The following is a 19565-nucleotide window of genomic DNA, read 5'->3' as shown; positions in this document are numbered from 1 at the left end:
TCATTCCTCCTCCGACAGTTCCCCATGAATAATTCTCATAACATCATCATCCGACAATTTTTCAAACACCCTATAATCATTGCCATAAAGCCTGCTGTCAAATCTGCACACGCTCCTGAACGCACAATACATACAGGCTGATTTTGGCTGTGACTCATTTGTCTTATACGGATTTACAAGTGTTTTTCCGTCAAGTATCTCCTCTGACATATCCACAACTTTTTTCTCCGTAAATTTAATAAGCTCATTAAGACAATCTGTATTTGTGACACCTGAGCTTTTCTTAAGCTGACCTTTTTTCCCGGTTTCAATATTGCTTACGGAAGACACATAATCAGGCTGGTACACGCCGTTGTTCTGCTCAAGATTTCTGTCACTTCCCTCAAGCATAGGAAAATCTCCGTTTACAAGCCCGTTCATCGCAAGCGATTCCAAAGTTTTCTGCTCAAAATTTTCAGGCGTAACCTTTTCATTTAAGATAGGGTCTTTTATCCTGTAATAGAGCATACCCGCAGGCACAACTATCTTTTCAGCCTTAGATTTCTTATCAATGCTCGCCTTAAGATAAATGACAAGCTGCATCTGAAGTCCGTAATAAAGTTCACTGAGCGACAATTCCTTGTTTCCTGTCTTATAATCGACAACCCTCACATAGTCCTTTGAACCGTCCGAAAATCCGTCGAGTCTGTCAATCTTTCCCACAAGTTTTATAAGTTCCTCATCTGTTTCTTTGGCTTTTCCTACAGTCTCAAAAATCAGCTCACTCTCAATAGTGTCAAAACTTCCCTGACCCATCTGTTTTGAAATCGCCCATATCGTCTTATTAACAACATTGTGAATACGCTTTATCATATACTGATTTCTGCTCGTATCTCTCATAATACCGTCCTTACAAAGACTTACCGCTTTCTCCACACATTCGCCTGCTATCTTTTCCTGCTCTTTTTTATCAACATCCTGCCATCTCCTGTTTCCTGCAAGAAGTATCTTAGTGTACATATCAAGTGCATCATGAACAATATTTCCTATATCATAGGCTTCAATGGTGTGTTCCTGTCTCTCCTGAAGTTTAAGTCCATATTGCATAAAATACGAAAATGCACAAGCCGCATATCTCTCAAGCTGTGATGTACTTCCTCTGAGATTTTCAGGATAAAGGCTCTTTGCGATTTTTTTGGAAATACTGCTCTTGTTTTCCTTAAAGAAAGCCGCTGTCAATATGTTATCAAGCGTTTTTTTATTCTCCTCTGAGTCAAAATAACAATTATATATCTCCTGCCATTTTTTATCAGAAAAATCTCCATTTCTAAGACCTGCGATAAGATATTTCTTTCCCTCATCATCAGACCAAGCATTTTCTTCGCTCTGTTTTCGCTCCTCAAATTTGACACTTACTGACGGAAAAATCTTATTTATCCTCGAAATAATATACGACGGCTCGTTTACACTTCCGTCCCTCTCGCTGTCGCAATATGTTATATATAGGTGTTTTGATGGCTTTGTCAGGTTTAAATAAAGATAAAACTGCTCCGTATATACCTGCTGCCTTGCCGTCGGTGCAAGTTCAAATTCATTTTCCGCAAGAAAATTTCTCTCCGACTCCGAAATAATACCGCCGCTTCCATTACCCTTTGGAATATTTGAAGAGTTAGCACCCACAAGAAACAAGTATTTTATATTTGAAATCCTTGTTCTCGACATATCACCAGCCATAACCTGGTCTATCCCCGGCGGAATTACTCCTATCCTTGCCTCCGAAAAACCAACATCAAGAATATCCTTAAATTCCTTTAGCGACATTTCCTCATCACCCATCAGCGAGACAAGTTTTTCAAATACTTCTATCACCATGCCGTAAAGCTGTCTGTACTCACTCGCCATATCAAAATTTTCATTTTCTTCGTATTCGTCAGCAAATTCCATCAGCTTCTCATAAAAATGCTGTCTCTCAAAAAACTCAAACAATGATGCCGCATATTCTCTGACCGTATGCTTTCCTTTTGCCGTTTTTTCATAAAGCTCTGACAGATTTTCCAGAACACCAAGCCTGACATTCTCGACAACTCCGTTTGCAAAATCTTTTGACTCGTCAGTCATCCTTCTGTAGGCATATGCCGTGTTCCATTCCCTGTTCCACGATTTAAAACCTCTGATTCCCGTAGCCAGAAGATAATTATCAAGAATATCATTCTGACTGTCACTCGTCCACGAAAGACAGCTTTTCAGATAGTCCATCACATCCTCATAAGCAAAATCTTTTATTATTATCTGCAAAAGTGCATCTATGGCACGCACCGGCACACTCGACTGAACACCTCTTTTCTGGTCGACAAAGCAGGCAATCCCAGCCTTTTTCATTGAGTGTTCGATAATGCTTCCGTATGTTTCAAGACTTCCTGCAACAATGGCAATATCCCTGTAACGACAGCCGCCGACAAGCAGTCCTTTTATTTTCTGAACTACAAAATCAACCTCGTCCTCGGCATATTTAAGCACATGGCAGCTTATATCAGAAACCTCATTTTTCTTATTGTATCTCTTATACGGATACCTGAACAGATTGCGTTCAAGCCATTCAAGTTCCTCCGACTCACCAAATCTTGTCTGACTTATCTCTTTTCCCGTCCATATGTCATCCAAAACCTCAACACCTGTCTCACTCGCAATCTGCCTTATATTATGAACAGTCTTTCTGCTCATAAAAAATAACTGATAATTTTTTCCTTTATTTATAACCGACTCCCTGTCATCAGCCGTCACCGTCACATAGACCATTTCAGCCGTCTTGATAAGCTCACGCAAAAGCCTGTACTGAAGTGGTGTAAAACCTGTAAAGCCGTCAAGACATATAACAGCCCCCTTAAGAAGTTCTGACTGTGAAATAACATCGGCAAACACACTCAGAAGTTCCTCAGAAGTAATATAGTTCTTTTCAATATATTCCTTAAATGACTTAAAAGCCACAGACATATCTTGCAATTTATATTTAAGAACCGGTTTCTTTTCAGAAGCCTTAATCATCCGTTCTATCTCGTCCTCATCAGCACCATACTGTATAAGCTCAGACATAAACGATTTGATTTCCGAAATATAGCCGTCCTTATTTATATTTCTTCCAAAATATTTAAGCTCGTCCTTCTTCTGTCCGAGCACTTTTTTCAATATCATAATCTTTCCAAGGTCATCAAGCACCGGCAAATTTCCCGCACCTGTCTCCGAAAACACTCTGAATGCAAGCCTTACAAAACTCTGCACATCAATATTCATAATGCCGTGCCCCGGACTTATCTTTATCATATCTTTCTGTGTCTGCATGGTAAACTGCTCAGGCACTATCATAATATAATCCTTTTTAGGATTGTTCACAGCCTCCTCCATAATCTTATGCTGTAAAAAATAAGTCTTACCTCTGCCCGAACCGCCAAAAATAAACTGAACTGCCATCCCGTTATCCTTTCTCCTGTATAAACATTAATATATCACAAATTTGCGTGGCAAGATAACTCGTACTCTTGCATTAAATTTATAAATGACATAAATCATAAAATTCAACTATATTACACATTTGAGTTTTTTAATAGTCATTAAATAAATTATCCAAAACAAATAAAAAATCTTATATCTAAGTATAACATAAAATACAAGTCAACAGACTTACATTTACAAAAAACTATATCAGTTCAGTAAATAATAAAAAAATTGTATGTCTGCTATAACAGGAATTTGCGATACTCTCATAAAAACAAACAAAATGTGCGGATATAGAAATTATTGTTCTATCCGCACATTTCTTACAATCCTATAAGTTTCACAAATTCCGTCCCCAAATATTTTCAAATTCCCTACAATCTCTGCTCATCAAGTACCGCTTTTACCGCATCCAAAATAAGCTTTTCCGTGTACATGGAATTTTTTGATAAAACAACTTCATCAATCGACACCCCAGCCGAAAGCTGTTTTGACACATCTTTAACTGCCGATTTCATCAGCGGATACATAGTCTCAACAGACTCATCTAAATTTTTGACTTTAACAGATTTAACCTGTTCTTCATCAAGGGCAACTTCGAGATTTATTGTTTTTTCCCCTATTACAAACTGGCTCTCATAAATTCCCGCTCTATATATTGCATCATTTTTATATGTACTGCTTTCGTTGTTTATGGTACTCTGTGTACTTTCACTTTTAGGCGAATTCTGTCTGCCAAACATAAAAAACAAAACTATCAGCAGCAAAACACCTATTCCAACAAACACAGCCGTATATACAACTTCTTTCATACGCAAAACCACAATTTTTGTTTTCGACATAGCAACCCCCATAAATTAAATCTTATTACTAAATATATATGCGTTATGAAAGAAGTTTATTACTCCCTACCTCAATGTCTTTTTAGCAACTGCCTTAGACCATGTACTGTAATATTTCTTTTTGCCAATATTACGATATGTTCTAACCTGTATATAATAAGTTTTGCGACGCTTTAATTTTTTTATAGTTGCAGATGTTCTGGTATTTCTTGTCAATGTTATCGTCTTTGAACCTTTCATGTTTTTCTTCAAAGAATATCTTATCTGATAACCGTTTGTTTTAACTTTCTGTGCTTTTACCTTTACAACAAGTTTCTTAGAACCCGCTTTTACCTTTGCTATTTTTGTTCCTTTAGGATTTTTAGACGATGTTTTTGTCGGTTTCTTTGTCGGTTTCTTTGTCGCAGCCGCATCATCATCCGGTGCTGTCGTTGGGTTTGCACTAGCTGTAACAGATGGTGTTCTCGTCGGTTTTACTGTTGCTGTTGCTTTTGGTGTAGCCGTCGGTTTTTTCGTTGGCTTTACTGTAGGAGTTGCCGTTGGCTCACTCTTAGCTTTTACAGTAACATAATATGAAGTAGTAAGTCCATTGCAAGTTACCGTAATTTTCTGTATGCCGGTCTTTTTCTTATCATAACCACTGTAAGTAACATCCGCATTATTTACCATCAGCTCTTCACCGTTTTTCAATACATAATATACTTTATTTCCGGTAGTGTCGAGTTCCTGTCCCTGTTCAAAAGACTTATTTGCTGCAACACAGCCAAGCCCAACTGCTAATACCACCTTTATCTTGTATTTTGCAGTCAATCCAAGATATGTAACCGTTACTTCCTGTTCACCCACTTTATTTAAGTTGCTAAGGTCATATCCTGTACAAGTGGCAAGCGAAGTTCCGTTTTCAACTAACTGCTTAGTTCCGTCCGACTTAGTAACATATAATTTAAAGTTTGGTTTGAACTGAGTCCCATATGGATAAACCGGTGTCTCGTCAGTCTCAACACTGATTTCTTTTGCATCTACTACATTAATATCATACTGTGCCGTTAAATCCTTATAAGAAACCGTAACGGTCTGCTTACCCTCCTTGTTCATATCATAACCGCTGCAGGTAACATATGTATTTTCAGCGTTTGTATCTTTTATAAGAACTTCTTTACCGTCTTTTGCTACAACATATAATTTAAAATCAGTTTTTAATTTACTTCCTATAAGATATGTTGTATTTTCGCTTGGCACAACCTTGATATGATCCATTTCGAGCACTTCAATATCATATGTTGTTTCAAGCCCCATATATCTGACCGTAACAGTCTGTTTACCCGGTTTACTCAAGTCATATCCGCTATATGCCGCATTCTCTTTAACTCCATACCAGGTCTTTTTATTATTTTCAACTGTAAGTTCTATTTCGCTGTTCTTTTCAAGATTTTGACCCACAAAATACTGTGTCCTCGGATTGACAACTTTTATACCGGTTACCTCTTCTGCGTCATCAAATATCTGTCTTTGGTAATGAGAAACTCCGAACAATTCTGCCTGTATCCCAAAATATGTATAATACGGTGCTTTTCCGGAAATATTTCTACTATCGCCTTTACCATAATAAACATTCGGACTATCCCATGTCAGGTCCATAAAATGCCATGAATTATTGTAATATACAACATTCCATTCATGATTGCAATCAAACTTCGACTTATTTTCAGTGCCATCATCTAATGCACCTCCTGTTCCCTCGATACACATACTTGGGATACCTGCTGCACGGAACATAAGCTCGCCAAGTGAGGCATATCCTGAACATACTGCAAGTCCATCTTCAAATGCTCTGTCAATTCCATATTTTTCCCCATACTTATAGGATGTATCAATATCAGTAGTATTTCCACTTGTTGTACCTTGAATAGCCGGATAATTGTACGCTACATTCGTACATATCCAGTCATGGATAATCTTAATTTTCTCGCCATCGTTTTTACAGTCCTTAGTAAGTTCTTTTGCTTTTTCAACAATCTTCTCAAATGACTTGCTGGCAATATTTGTGAATGTTCTTGTCTTAAGATAATTCTCAGGTTTATAATTTGCATTAAAGTCCTCCAAAGCCTTAACTGCGGCTGCACCGTATGGAGAATAGATTGAGATTTTTCCGTTTTCCTTTTCAAGATATATAGGAAAATTATAGCAAAGAGTTGTTTTTTTAGTTGTTTTTAAACCTACTTTAGTCGTCGTCACCAAACTTACACTGACAGTAAGAGTGTTTATAGTTTGAGCAATACTTGAAACATCTTGCGATATGTTACAAGTATTTCCATCAAAATTTCTGGAAGTTAATGGTTTTGCGGTGGATGTTCCTGTTGCTACATTATCTATGTATAAATCCAAATCCGCTTGATAATATGCTTTAGTTGCACCGTCGGCAATCGCTGCTTTGACATTTTTCTCAGCCTCTGTGTCAGTCAGATTAATAGTAAGCTTATTATCCTCAAGCTTGTAATCCCAATAATGACTCAACAGTTCAGACATATCAGATGATTTGATTTCCGTTACATCTGCTTTCATAAAAGCATCTGCTTTTTTAGGAGAAATAGCAGTCATAGAAAGCATCATACTTAAACTTAATATAACCGCAAGTATCTTTCTTTGTGTTTTTTTTGTTTTGTTCATAGGCATTTCCTCTCTTTCAGTTATTTATTGATTAAACCCTTTTTTATGTTCATATTTTCCTTTTCGCCTGAAAGCATCTTTTAATTTTGGCTCTGTCAACGCTATAGTTATTATACTACCCGGCATCATTTTATTGTGACAATATGTGTGAATCGCCCCAAAATGCGGTTAAATCGACCTAAAAACACGCATAAACGACAAAAAAACAGCAGTCTCAATATTTTACATACTGAAACTGCTGCCTTTATATCACTACCCTTAAGATAAACATATCTCCCTTTGTATTAAAAGAACACATTCCGTTATATTTATTCACAACCGAGCATATACTTTTAGTACCGACACCATGTCCCTCTGCCTTCGTGACAGGCATACCATCATTAAATAACACATTCTGACGGCAGGTGTTTGAAATCTGTATAAAAATCCTGTTATCCTTTTCATATCCGTTCACGCTTATCTCCGTTGAAATATTCTGCGTCATAAGAAATTTGCATTCATTTAACGCATTTTCAAGTGCATTTGCAAGAATTATGCACATATCGACAGATGAAATCCTGATATCCCTGCCAAGCACAAACTTAATTTCACAACTGATACCTGATTTTTCAAAACGCTGTGCATATGCTGTCAATATCAAGTTTGCCGTCTCATTCTGACAATAATCAACAACTTTTTGTGCTTCAATCTCCTTGCACACTGAATTAATGTATTCCAATGCCTGTTTATTCTGATTATTTGCTATGCATGAAGCAAGATACTGCATATGATGACGCAGGTCATGTCTGTGTGCAGCCGCTTGTTCCTGACTCTTTCTCAAAAAATCAATCTCCTTAACAGACTGTTTTGCCTGCATCTCAAATGCGTTCTTTTCCTGCTCCAGTCTGTATCTGGTCTTTTCCTGTTTTGTACTCTGTTTGACATAAATAAGGAAAAACAGACATGAAAATGTCGGCATAAATTCAGCAACAATATAACTCCCCTCATACAAAAGCTTCGTATATACAACCGTTGAATAATCGAACAGATAATAAACTATCGGCACTATGGCAAAAGTCCACATCTCTGCTGCCGGACGCATAATCATCTCTCTCACGGATGCAACTACATATTTTAATAATAAAATCAAAAACGGAACAGTTATGATAATCTGCACTATCGGCAGCAACCCATCACTATTTTTAAAGGCAAATGTAAACAAAAGTGCCAGCCACCGCCTGAACTGACAGCACAAATAAGCAGTCAGCACCGAAGATAGACTGCTCAAAAAGCGTTTTGTTATAACCCATAATACTATCACAAGCGGAATATGTGCAAAAATCGGATAAAACTCATGAACAACCCTTTCTCCATAAAAATAATAAACTATTCCTTCTATTATAAGAGCCACTCCAACAGTAAAAACAATTAGATTTCTTTGCTTTTTTTCTTTTCCGATTCCACAAAAAGCAGCCGACAATATACTCCCAAATATACTCACGGCTATGTAATTTATCAGCGTAATCAACTCACTCATACGCTTCCTCCCACATTTGTAAATGATTCATTTTCAAACGCATATTCCAAATATCGTTCTTTTGTCTGAGTATATTTTCCATGTGGTATAGGAATTTTTGCTCCTGATTTCATTATTATATTTTTCTGAGATATGTTTTCTATATATCTCAAATTAGTAAGATACGAGCGATGCGGACGGATAAAACATCCAAATTTTCCCAGCTTTTCCTCAATCTCTGTTATCTTTGCCGTACTTTTTAAACTTGTACCGTCAGCAAGACATATCACAAGTGCCCTGTTTACCACCTCACAATATTCAAGATTTCTTATATCAATCTTATTTATTCCGTTATCACATTTGACAATAAAAAACTCTGCTTTTTCCCTCTCCCACTCAGAATACAACCTATCAATAAGCTTAAAAAAGCTTTCCCGTCTCACCGGCTTTAATTCATAATAAAACGCTCCCACTGTATATGACTGTACCGCAAATTCAGGTGACGAAGTCAGAAAAACAATCCTGACATCCTTATCGGTCTTTCTCAGTTCACGAGCCACCTCTATTCCGTTATCATCATTCATAAGAATATCTAAAAACAACGCATCATAACATCCGCTCTGTTCCATTTTCGTCAAAAGTTCAAGAGGACTTTGAAACACATCGCAGCTAATCTCTCTGTCGTAATCTTTGCAATATTCAGCCAGCAAACTCTTTATTTCGTTTAATACTGATATTTCATCATCACATATTGCTATCTTCATCTGAATCCTCCATTTTATGTTCTCTTGTCTTTGGTATAATTCAAGCAGATATCCACAATCCACTCTGCTATTTTCCCATAACACTACTTGTGTATTCACTTATTTATAGTGTTAAATCAATCTAAAAACAGTCAACCAGACAATAAAGATACCGATTTAATGATAAAACAAAAGACCAAAAATGAAAATACCTAATATATAAATTTTACAAAACTACTGTAACAGTTCAGCCATAAAAAGATAATCAGCAATGCATAAGCCCGCTTAATGAATTGCTGATTATCTTTTTATGGTAGAATAGCCTTTTATCTCAACGCTTCTTTCTTTTATAACAAATTCCTGCTGCCACAATCACAACAGCAACAGCTCCAACAGCCGCTGCAACTGTTTTTTTTACATCTGTCCCATTATTTCCCCTGCCAGCTCCATTATAGCAGGTGTTTATTTTTCCAGCCCTCTGATTATTATCATCGCTTACCTCGTCCTCTAAATCCAAGTCATCATCCGCATTAGTCCCATTTTTCTCTGATAAAGTTCCATTTCCGCATACATATTTACTTTTCTTGTCACCGGAACTATTCCCATTCCTGCCGGATATTTTTGCCGTATTTTTTAAATATTTAGTTATTATCTTCTTCTTTTCATCATAGCTTAATTTCTTAAATTTGATATATTTAACATCCGAATGTTCTACCAGATTATCCCCTGAGCCACCCATTAATACTCCACCGGTACCGGAGCCATCATATACCATCTCATTTTTATTCTTTGTCTGTGCATATATCTTTCCATTCATCCAATAAAACAAAGTATTGTCAGTTATCTTATTTTTCATACCGGTATATTTGTCCCAGATCTTATCATAATCAAATTTAATTTTGCCCTCCTCCACATAAATAGTAAACAAACTCACTTTCTCATTATTCTTCTTTACCACAAAATAATATGTGTAGCCGGTATATTTTTCATCCTCATCGTTAATATCATAAATTATAAAAGGATTACAGATAACAATTTTGTCATTATCCTTTAAATCTCCTACCGCATCATGCAGATCCTTATAAGCTAATGGTACTTTTTGCAAAAAATCATAATCGCTTTCATTTTTATGCTTTTCATAATATTTCATAACTTTATCAACATTCTTTTTAAACAAAACAGGTGCATTTTTCATAACATTTTCCGGAATATACTTTGCATAAATACCATTCTTCACCAATTCAACAGAATATGCCTTTGCCCTCACCGTACTAAATCCACAAACGAAAGCCAAAATCAAAACCAGATTAACAATAATTTTTTTCATAACCATCCGCCTCCCTTATTACCATTTATAAATAATAACGATACAACCATCCAAAATGATGCATAAAATTTTTATTTTAGTTCAAGCAAAAAAAACAGGACTGCTTTGATATAATTTCATAGCAATCCCTCTTCCCACATATATTCGCCTTATACAATCATTTTTTCAAAAACTCTTTTTTGATTCCACCAATTAAATCATTTACTCTCTCACCCCCCGGGTAGAGTAAAGAGTGAGAGAGCCGTTTTATTCCCCGGTACCCAATTATACAACGCTTTGCAAAAACGATGTTTTTAATAAAACAGCATCATTTTTATTATTTTTCAGTATGTTCTGCCACAAACTTGTCTAAACCGTCAGGCTGTTCAGACTCATACCATAAAAGCTTACAGCTTCTTGCTGCTACAGGTGCAACCATTACTGCCAATGCACATATAGCTGTGCCGTACTTTACGACAATATCAGAAAAAGTCTTTTTCATAGTTCATTTTTCTCCTTTCTTTAAAATTTCATCAGGAAACTTTTTTCAACCGTTTTCCAATGTAATTTAACTATACCACAAAAAATGAGTTGTGAACGAAATTAGGACTGAGAGGTCGAAATACAGGACTGAAATGCAAAAAATTGAGTTTTTTGGTCATTTTTTCATAAAAATTTACCTCTCACACCCCAATTTTGACCTCTCAGTCCAATTCTATAGTTATTTATATAAAAATGTTTTATAATGAAATAACAAAATCTGAGTTATACTTTTAACAGAAAAGAGGAACAAATGATTATATCAAAAAAAATAAGTTCATCTATTGCTGAAACATTATCTGCCAATAATATAATCTCCGAGCAGGAAATTCCTATTTATTCTTATTGTCTTGACTATATTATAGAATTGTTTTTCCTGTTTATATTTGCAGTCTTATATGGTGTGTTTTCACACAAACTGCCTGAAACACTTATATTTTTGGCTGTTTTTACACCACTTCGCTCTTTCGGCGGCGGATTTCATGCATCCACTCCAAAACGGTGTGCCATACTTTCACTTATCACCTTTGTATTTGTGCTTTATTCAGGTGCAATATCCTCCGCACTTACATGGCAATGGACTGCTGCCTTTGCAATATCACTGTCTGTAATAGCTGTTTTATCCCCTGTCGGCACCAAAAACAGACCTATGACTCCTGAGCGAAAAAGTTCGCTAAAAAAACGCTGCCTGCTGTTCTGCGTTATCTTAACAATACTTTACATATTTTTTTATTTACACAACCTGCAAAGATTATACGGAACACTTGCCATATGTATGTTGATAAATTTAATAAATATTGTAGCAGGTTATATTTTAGAAAAAAAGACTACAAACATTTGAATTGATGAAAGGATTAAAACTATGCTCTTAAAAATTGGAATATGTGATGATGAACCTGAATATACAACAATACTTGCAGACTACCTCAAAACCTATGATATTGACTCAGAGAAAGATTATTCATTTCAGATAGACAAGTTCACCTCTGCAAAAGAACTTCTTTCTGCTTATACAAAACCTGAGACATATCATATTTTATTTCTTGATGTTGAAATGCCTGAAATCACAGGTATTGAGCTCGCCAAAAAAATCCGTATGCTCGGTGACAAAAATGTCCGTATCGTATTTGTCAGCCATTATCCTGAATATATGCAGGACAGTTTTGATGTCCAGGCTTTTTATTATCTCTCAAAGCCACTCAACTACAACGATTTTTGCATAATAATAAAAAAACTAATCAAATCCATAGAGGACTCTGTTATACACAAGATAATAATTCCTACAAATACACACCAAAAAATCATTGTAAATACGGATGACATTATTTATATAGAAGCAATTAAAACTGAAAAAAATGCCTTGCACTTTATTCTAAAAAATGATGATGTTTATTGCAATGGAACAATCAATGAATGGGAAAATAAACTCGGTAAAACACATTTTTTGACACCATACCGCGGCACACTTGTCAATCTGAACCACATCCATATTGTCGAGAAAACCTCTCTAATCATGACAAATGGAGACACTCTCCCTCTCAGCAGACACTATCAAAAACAGGTTCGCAGTTTCTTTGCCAAAAAGACATTAAATATCTTCAACTGATTTGGTTATTTTAAAATAATTTGTTAAGAAATGAGGTTTTTATGTTTAATTTTATGTTTTTAGCACTTATAGGCATATCCGACATATGTCTTTTAATACTGTATTTTACCGTATTTTATAAAGAACGCAAAAAAGAAATTCCATTTGTATTATATCTGCTTGGATTTATCGTCATAGAATCATTTAGCATTTTTAATCTGCTTAACTTTTTAAATGTATATTCCATAATAAAGATAATATTAAATTCATTTATAAGTATATTATCCACTTTTATACTGTCATTTTATTATACTGCATCACTCTCATCAAGATTTTTCATATCAATAAGCTACCATATTTCTCTTGGTGCAATCGAGGGATTGTCAGTAAATTTTATTTTACCTCATCTTCAGCATATCATACAGACTAACGCTGACTATACTGACATATATGTAAATTTTATTTCTAATATCTTATCCTTTATTTTTATATTAGGACTTAAGATTTTATTTAACCGCAAATCCGTATCGCAAAATATGACCTACAACTTCTCTGTTTTTGTAACTCCGGTCATATCATTTATATTGTACATCACAACACCTATTTCACAGGTTCTCGATAAGTCAAATCAATACAGATTGCTGATATTTTATTTTATGCTTATCATACTAAATATTGTTAATTATTTTCTATTAAACAATATAGTACAGGTAATATTTTTGAAAGAACACGAAAAAGTTATAACAAAACAGCTTTTTTTTCAGACTGAAAAATATAATCAGCTTTCTTCTGCCTACAAAGCAACAAGAAGCGTTGTTCACGACACAAAAAAGCACCTTTTCTATATAAAAGACTGCATAAAAAACAACACACTCGACAACATTGATAATTACATTGATACATCTGTAGCTGATATCGAGAACTCATATAGCCGCATAAATACCGGAAATCTTGTTATTGACGCATTTATTAGCAATTACATTAACATGGCAAAAGCCGAGGGCATACAACTTAACACAAATATTAAAATTAACGCAAAAACAATTCCCGTAAAGGATTATGACCTTTGTATAATTATTGGAAATCTTATGGATAACAGTTTTAATGCCGTAAGAAAAATAACGAATGCAAACTCAAGGCATATCAATATAGATCTATATACAGATGACTTTCAGTTTGTCGTTCATGTCAAAAACACCCGCGTTGCCGTAGATGCCGAAAAAGAGAAAAAAATCGACCCAAATGAATATTACCACGGCTATGGAATTACCAATATCATAAACACTTCGGATAAGTACAAGGGTGTTTATAGTTGTTATACCGAATCTGAGATTTTTGAAACAATAATAATCTATCCTATAATTACTGATACTGAACTTAGACGCAAGTTAAATATACCTGAGAATTTTTAAAACACGAAAGTCTGTTTTTTGTCTGCATAAGTAACACCTTTCCCCACTGCCTAATACTCTATGCACTAGAGTCGTGGGAATGTTTATCTGCATTCATACTTTGTAAAATTCATGAATTTTACAAAGTTTTTCATAGACTTTCGTGTTTTATTTTAAATTTTATTCAATAATTTTCTTTACCAAAAATTACTGGAGTACCATGCGTACTGCACCGTACATTCCAGCATCATTTCCAAGCTCCGCAAGTCTGAACTCTGTATTTTTAAGTGCAAACATTACATTCTTCTTATACTGCTCTTTAACAATGTCGATAACTACAGGACCATTCTTAGAAAGTCCTCCACCGATTACAAATGCCTGTGTGTCAACTACTGAAGCTACATTTCCGAGTCCCATTCCAAGATATATAGCAAACTCATTTACTGCTTCTGCTGCAAGCTCGTCTCCTGCCTTATAAGCGTCAAAAACCTCTTTGCCACCTATTTCATCGGCAGCAAATTTTCTAAGCTCTGACGGCTTGTCAGACGCTTCAAGACGCTCTTTAGCCATTCTTATAACACCTGTTGCCGAACTGTACTGTTCAAGACAACCCTTACATCCGCATCCGCAGGTAAGAGTTTCTTTAGGATTTACAGTTATATGACCTATCTCACCGGCAGCTCCATTCTCACCGGTAAGGATTTTGCCATCCATAATAATTCCACCACCTACACCTGTTCCAAGCGTAACCATAACGATATTGTCAAAACCGCGTCCGCCGCCACGCCACTGCTCACCAAGAGCTGCAACATTTGCATCATTACCAACCTTAACTTTCTCAACTCCGGTAAGTTTACTCATCTCATCTGCAACCGAGAAAATCCCCCAGCCGAGATTTGCACACTTAAGAACTCGTCCGTCCTCAGTTATAGGACCCGGAACACCCATGCCAATACCGAGAATATCGTCTGTCTCAATAGATTTCTCTGTATTCTTTTCCTTAATAGACTTCACAATGTCAGGAAGAATATTTTCTCCATTGTTTTCTTTTCTGGTAACAATTTCCCACTTTTCAAGCATATCGCCCTTTTCGTCAAAAAGTCCCATCTTGACCGTAGTTCCACCTATATCAATTCCATAAATATACTTTGTCATATTGTTCCACCTTTCTTTTTATTACAATATTTTCTTAATACAATTTTTTCTAATCACCGTTAGTTATTATGTATATAATTTTTTACTATTTTTATATTACATTTTACTGCTTATTACTCGTAATACTTATATACCAATTTAAATATCAGTACTATTCACACCTTTAATGCAACCGCTAAAAATTATCTGCACCTATTTATAGAGTTGCAACTTATTGACTAAAACATTGTTTCTATATAATTTACAACAGCACTTTAATCTCTTTACAATATTACTTGTATTTTTTATATTTTCATACTCTTGTTATACCACTACTTTAAATTGCAGCTTTATTTATATTTTACTATGATAAAATTTGAAACCGGTTATTATAACTCCTCGACAGCCTCATATCTGATACGAAGTTCAGGCATTTTTTTCATCTCAGTATAATAATTAACTGCCCAGTCATCGCCCTGACTTTCGTCATTTTCACCTGTTGCCGGTGGTGCAAACATCTTCAATGTAAGAACCTGTCCATCTTTTACCTCCGAATCAAAGAACGCAGGCATAAGGTCAACTGTCTTAGTCTCAGGTGCTTTATAGAACCACTTTCCGTTTATCTCCATCATGATATTAAGTTCTTCTTCAAAAGTAATCTCAAAAAATTCCGGATTTCCTTCCATCTTAATATCAATGGCAACACCGTCTGCGTCCTCAGAACCGCCCCAGCGCATCTTTGCAGGGAGTTCCAACTTATCTTTTTCCTCGATAACCGGCTGGAAATAAGGGTCTTTCAAAATTTCCTGATACTGTTTAAGTAACGGCTGTGCTATTCCAACAGATTTATTGTTTGGATCTTCGATTTCAAGACCAAGCCGTCCTCTGTCTCTAAACTGGTACATAGAAAAACCATCAAACCAATCCGCATCATCCGATTTTATTCTTTCAACAAATCTCTTAATTGACTCACCCTGTCGTCTCGGACCTGTCACATCTCCATCCGTGTTAAACTCAGATATAACAAGAGGTTTGCATACATTGTCAGCAACCTTTGTAAGACGCTTTGAAGTCTTTTCAAGCCTTTCCACAAATGTATCAAGCGGTGTCACTGCATAGCTGTCTCCGCCTTTCTCGCAAACATCAAACGGCCAGCCGTAATGAAGTGCAAGATAACAGTCATTTGACCAGTAATCCGCCACTTTGTATGCCTCCGTGAACTCCTTCTCGTACTGGATAGGTGCATCATCATCAAGACTTGTAACTGAACCTCCACAATACACAATAGATACATTTGGAGCTTCCTCCTTGACAATCTTTGCAAATCTTACAAAAAAATCACCAATATCCTGATATGAAAATCTCTGATTGTGTGCAAACCAGTCACCTGTGCACTCATGGTTTATACGAAGTCTCATTCTTCCAAAAGTTCTAAGTTCCTTTGCAATCTGCCTGAGATATTCATCCTCCAAAGAACAGTCAATCGTAAGTGTCAGTGCAACATCCTGTCCGTGCTTCCTTATATCACGCATAAAAGTAAACGGCTCACCATCCATACTGCCGCCAATGCCACCAAGGTAAGGGAAATAATCGTCATACGGATAATCCCACTGAAAATGAATTTCCATATCCTTGCAAGCCTCACTTATCCTCTGAGGCCATTCCTTATCCTTAGGATAATAGGTGTACATAATCCCAATATTTCTGTGAGGTCTGCCGAGCACATTCAATATGTAATCCTGATTTACATATTCGGCTCGCTCACTACCATCCCCTAAGTCAAGACCGCACTTAGCAGGATTTAAAGTAATTCTCTTTAAACTCTCCATAAACTTCCTCATTTCTTTTTATTCTCTGATATTTATTATATGACATTCCCATATGTTGAAGCATATGGCTTTGCTAGGGCTATATCTATCACTATTTCTATATATATTTTATCGCCCATCAATCAGATTTAATAAAAACTTCCACATAAACATACTCATTATAACATACCTAAAACACATTCTGCCACTAAAATATCAGTTTTTGGTTGTTGTCTTTAAGTGTAACAGCTTTTAGTTGTTTTTTTATCATATTTCAACTTTTAGATTTTGTTTTTATATTATAACTGCCTTTTATTTTTATCTTTATATTATAACTGCCTTTTATTTTTATCTTTATATTATAACCGCCTTTTATTTTTATCTTTATATTATAACTGCCTTTTATTTTTGTCTTTATATAATAATTACTTTACCTTGTTGCTTTTAAACAATGAAAACTTTTTACTTTTGTCCATATATAATAACAGCCTTATTTCAAGTTTTACACCGGACTTATAAAAATCCCCAGATTAAGCGGATGATATGTCAACAATACAAAGACAAAAAGCTGTGCCAGATTAACAATCAACACTGTTTTTCCACAATTTTGTGTCTGTTTTTTATATGAATATATCAACACATGATATTGCACTGCAAACGCAATTAAGACAGCAACAAAAAATGTACTTATATCTACCCATGCAATTTCAAAGCCGAGTATTCCCTTATATCCGTAAAACAAAAACGGTATGCTCCATGTACCGAATATATTTCCAAACAGTCCTGTATATCCTATCTGATGCAGCTCATTATTTTTATCTTGCCTGTCATTTACTATTTCCGCATTGTAACCATATATATCCCTATTTATCTTGATATTATTACTTCTGTTTTTTTCCTTATATTTTTTACTTTGCATAAATTCCTGTCTTTTAATATACAGATTGCCAAGCATAATATAAATAAGCATAGGTACAAACAACAGCTTCATATGTTCCCATGTTGACTCATTAACAGGTACAAACAATCCAACAAACCACATTTGACCCGACCAATCATACACAAAATGAAACAGCGTTCCCAATATCCCAACAACAAAAAATCCTATTACAACATATTTTTTGTAGAACTCTTTTATACTTTCAAACTCATTTATATCCTTATTATTTTTCTTCTTTTTTATATCCCCAATTTCATTTATATTTTTATATTTCTTTACTTTCTCACTGTTTTTTATATTTTTAAACTCATTTGTATTTTTCTTGTTATTCATGTTTTCAAACTTATTTGTATTTTTCTTCTCTTTTATGTTTTCACTTTCCTTAATATTTTCCTTGTCCTCTTTTTCTTTTCCTGTTATCTTTTTTTCTGCCATAGAATTTTTATTGGAACTAATACTCAAATTACTTTTTTTATTATCCATCAACATACAATTTGTCTCCAAACTTTTTAAACTTTTAAATCATATTTCCAGCTTCCAACAGATAAGTTAAGCTCTTAACAGCTTTTAATATGTATTTTATTATTTATAAGTTGTTTACTAGAATAACTTTTATAAAATCTCCAACAAAGTTTCTAATAAATATTGTATGTAGTAATTGTTATTATATGTAATGTGATTTCTTTACACACTGGAAAGAAGTCTTTGTTATAAAGCTTCTTTTTTTTAATATTTATCTCTAAAAATCTTTAACAAAATATATAAGCTTAGTACATTATGTACGGCAACATATTAGATCGATAAAAAAAGGACTTACTACGAAATCGTAATAAGTCCTTTTTTACTTTTATTATTTCAATGAGACACGGGGGATTCGAACCCCCGACAACTTGATTAAAAGTCAAGTGCTCTACCACCTGAGCTAGTATCCCATCTAAAATATGAGGTTTTTACCTCAATGCCCAGAGCCGGAATCGAACCAGCGACACGAGGATTTTCAGTCCTCTGCTCTACCAACTGAGCTATCTGGGCATATAGATAAATAATTATCTAAGTAGCGGGAACAGGATTTGAACCTGTGACCTTCGGGTTATGAGCCCGACGAGCTTCCTAGCTGCTCCATCCCGCGTCATTAAATCCTTTTGGTAAACTCTGCGGTTTATCAACTTAGGTAAATGGGCGGAGATGGATTCGAACCATCGAAGCATAAAGCAGCAGATTTACAGTCTGTCCCCTTTGGCCACTCGGGAATCCGCCCATAACACAACAAATATTCAATTGTGTAAGCCGATGATCGGACTCGAACCGATAACCTGCTGATTACAAATCAGCTGCTCTGCCAATTGAGCCACATCGGCAAAAAATAAATGGGCCCTACAGGGCTCGAACCTGTGACCCTCTGCTTGTAAGGCAGATGCTCTCCCAGCTGAGCTAAGATCCCAACTTAAACGACCCGGAAGGGATTCGAACCCTCGACCTCCGCCGTGACAGGGCGGCGCTCTAACCAACTGAGCCACCAGGCCATTCTAGTATAGGTAAAACCTGATACCTTCAAAACTGTATATTGAATATTTCGACTTCCTTTCGATTGCAAGAAGAATCCTCGTTCCTTTGGTCAAGCCCTCGACCTATTAGTGACAGTCAGC

At 35.5% G+C, this 19565-nt stretch carries 13 protein-coding genes and 7 tRNA genes; 3 read left to right on the top strand and 17 right to left on the bottom strand.

Annotated elements, in window-relative coordinates; all coding sequences use genetic code 11:
- The 7 genes from DWZ63_RS09500 to DWZ63_RS15705 form a co-directional block, all read right to left on the bottom strand.
- Entirely contained in the window at nucleotides 1-3444 is a 3444-nt protein-coding gene (locus DWZ63_RS09500) for a PD-(D/E)XK nuclease family protein (protein ID WP_118499697.1), read from the bottom strand.
- Between the two features lie 398 nt (nucleotides 3445-3842).
- Nucleotides 3843-4310: a hypothetical protein gene (locus DWZ63_RS09495; protein ID WP_055946259.1), complete on the bottom strand. Its 468-nt coding sequence runs from the start codon at nucleotides 4308-4310 to the stop codon at nucleotides 3843-3845.
- 66 nt (nucleotides 4311-4376) lie between these two features.
- Nucleotides 4377-6977, bottom strand: a complete 2601-nt coding sequence (locus tag DWZ63_RS09490) for a bacterial Ig-like domain-containing protein (protein ID WP_055946256.1) — start codon at nucleotides 6975-6977, stop codon at nucleotides 4377-4379.
- Between the two features lie 244 nt (nucleotides 6978-7221).
- Nucleotides 7222-8493, bottom strand: a complete 1272-nt coding sequence (locus DWZ63_RS09485) for a GHKL domain-containing protein (RefSeq protein ID WP_118499695.1) — start codon at nucleotides 8491-8493, stop codon at nucleotides 7222-7224.
- Nucleotides 8490-9236, bottom strand: coding sequence for a LytTR family DNA-binding domain-containing protein (locus tag DWZ63_RS09480; protein WP_118499693.1), 747 nt, complete (start codon nucleotides 9234-9236; stop codon nucleotides 8490-8492). Before DWZ63_RS09480 ends, DWZ63_RS09485 begins: the two co-directional genes overlap by 4 nt.
- 310 nt (nucleotides 9237-9546) lie before the next feature.
- Nucleotides 9547-10542 carry a hypothetical protein gene (locus DWZ63_RS09475; RefSeq protein ID WP_118499691.1) on the bottom strand — a complete coding sequence of 332 codons (996 nt, stop codon included), beginning with the start codon at nucleotides 10540-10542 and terminating at the stop codon, nucleotides 9547-9549.
- 316 nt (nucleotides 10543-10858) lie between these two features.
- Nucleotides 10859-11023 carry a hypothetical protein gene (locus tag DWZ63_RS15705; RefSeq protein WP_022014132.1) on the bottom strand — a complete coding sequence of 55 codons (165 nt, stop codon included), beginning with the start codon at nucleotides 11021-11023 and terminating at the stop codon, nucleotides 10859-10861.
- 291 nt (nucleotides 11024-11314) lie between these two features.
- On the opposite strand from DWZ63_RS15705, the gene DWZ63_RS09470 reads away from it, so the two are divergent.
- Genes DWZ63_RS09470 through DWZ63_RS09460 form a run of 3 tightly spaced genes read left to right on the top strand, consistent with a single transcriptional unit; the run spans nucleotide 11315 to nucleotide 14058 of the window.
- Complete coding sequence (locus DWZ63_RS09470; RefSeq protein WP_118499689.1) at nucleotides 11315-11902, top strand: accessory gene regulator B family protein; 588 nt, start codon at nucleotides 11315-11317, stop codon at nucleotides 11900-11902.
- A 21-nt stretch (nucleotides 11903-11923) separates the two neighbouring features.
- Entirely contained in the window at nucleotides 11924-12667 is a 744-nt protein-coding gene (locus DWZ63_RS09465; RefSeq protein ID WP_118499687.1) for a LytTR family DNA-binding domain-containing protein, read from the top strand.
- Nucleotides 12668-12708: 41 nt separating this feature from the next.
- Nucleotides 12709-14058, top strand: a complete 1350-nt coding sequence (locus DWZ63_RS09460; RefSeq protein ID WP_118499685.1) for a GHKL domain-containing protein — start codon at nucleotides 12709-12711, stop codon at nucleotides 14056-14058.
- A gap of 186 nt (nucleotides 14059-14244) precedes the next feature.
- Here DWZ63_RS09460 and DWZ63_RS09455 read toward each other — a convergent pair whose 3' ends face one another.
- The 10 genes from DWZ63_RS09455 to DWZ63_RS09410 form a co-directional block, all read right to left on the bottom strand.
- On the bottom strand, nucleotides 14245-15192 hold the full coding sequence (locus tag DWZ63_RS09455) for an ROK family glucokinase (RefSeq protein WP_118499683.1): 948 nt from the start codon (nucleotides 15190-15192) through the stop codon (nucleotides 14245-14247).
- Nucleotides 15193-15560: 368 nt separating this feature from the next.
- Nucleotides 15561-17000: a hypothetical protein gene (locus DWZ63_RS09450; RefSeq protein ID WP_118499681.1), complete on the bottom strand. Its 1440-nt coding sequence runs from the start codon at nucleotides 16998-17000 to the stop codon at nucleotides 15561-15563.
- Nucleotides 17001-17481: 481 nt separating this feature from the next.
- On the bottom strand, nucleotides 17482-18408 hold the full coding sequence (locus DWZ63_RS09445) for a DUF6512 family protein (RefSeq protein ID WP_118499679.1): 927 nt from the start codon (nucleotides 18406-18408) through the stop codon (nucleotides 17482-17484).
- Nucleotides 18409-18778: 370 nt separating this feature from the next.
- Nucleotides 18779-18851, bottom strand: a tRNA-Lys gene (locus tag DWZ63_RS09440).
- A 27-nt stretch (nucleotides 18852-18878) separates the two neighbouring features.
- Nucleotides 18879-18951 (bottom strand) — tRNA-Phe (locus DWZ63_RS09435).
- A gap of 23 nt (nucleotides 18952-18974) precedes the next feature.
- Nucleotides 18975-19048, bottom strand: a tRNA-Met gene (locus DWZ63_RS09430).
- 47 nt (nucleotides 19049-19095) lie between these two features.
- Nucleotides 19096-19177, bottom strand: a tRNA-Tyr gene (locus DWZ63_RS09425).
- A gap of 27 nt (nucleotides 19178-19204) precedes the next feature.
- A tRNA-Thr gene (locus DWZ63_RS09420) sits at nucleotides 19205-19277 on the bottom strand.
- Between the two features lie 10 nt (nucleotides 19278-19287).
- Nucleotides 19288-19360: transfer RNA gene (locus DWZ63_RS09415), tRNA-Val, on the bottom strand.
- An 8-nt stretch (nucleotides 19361-19368) separates the two neighbouring features.
- Nucleotides 19369-19442, bottom strand: a tRNA-Asp gene (locus DWZ63_RS09410).
- Nucleotides 19443-19565 lie beyond the last annotated feature (123 nt).

This window comes from Clostridium sp. AF34-13 (assembly GCF_003477845.1).
In the GTDB taxonomy this organism is placed as follows: domain Bacteria; phylum Bacillota; class Clostridia; order Lachnospirales; family Lachnospiraceae; genus Butyribacter; species Butyribacter intestini.
The sequence above is the reverse complement of the archived record's forward strand: the minus strand, read 5'-3'. Positions and strand labels throughout refer to the sequence as shown.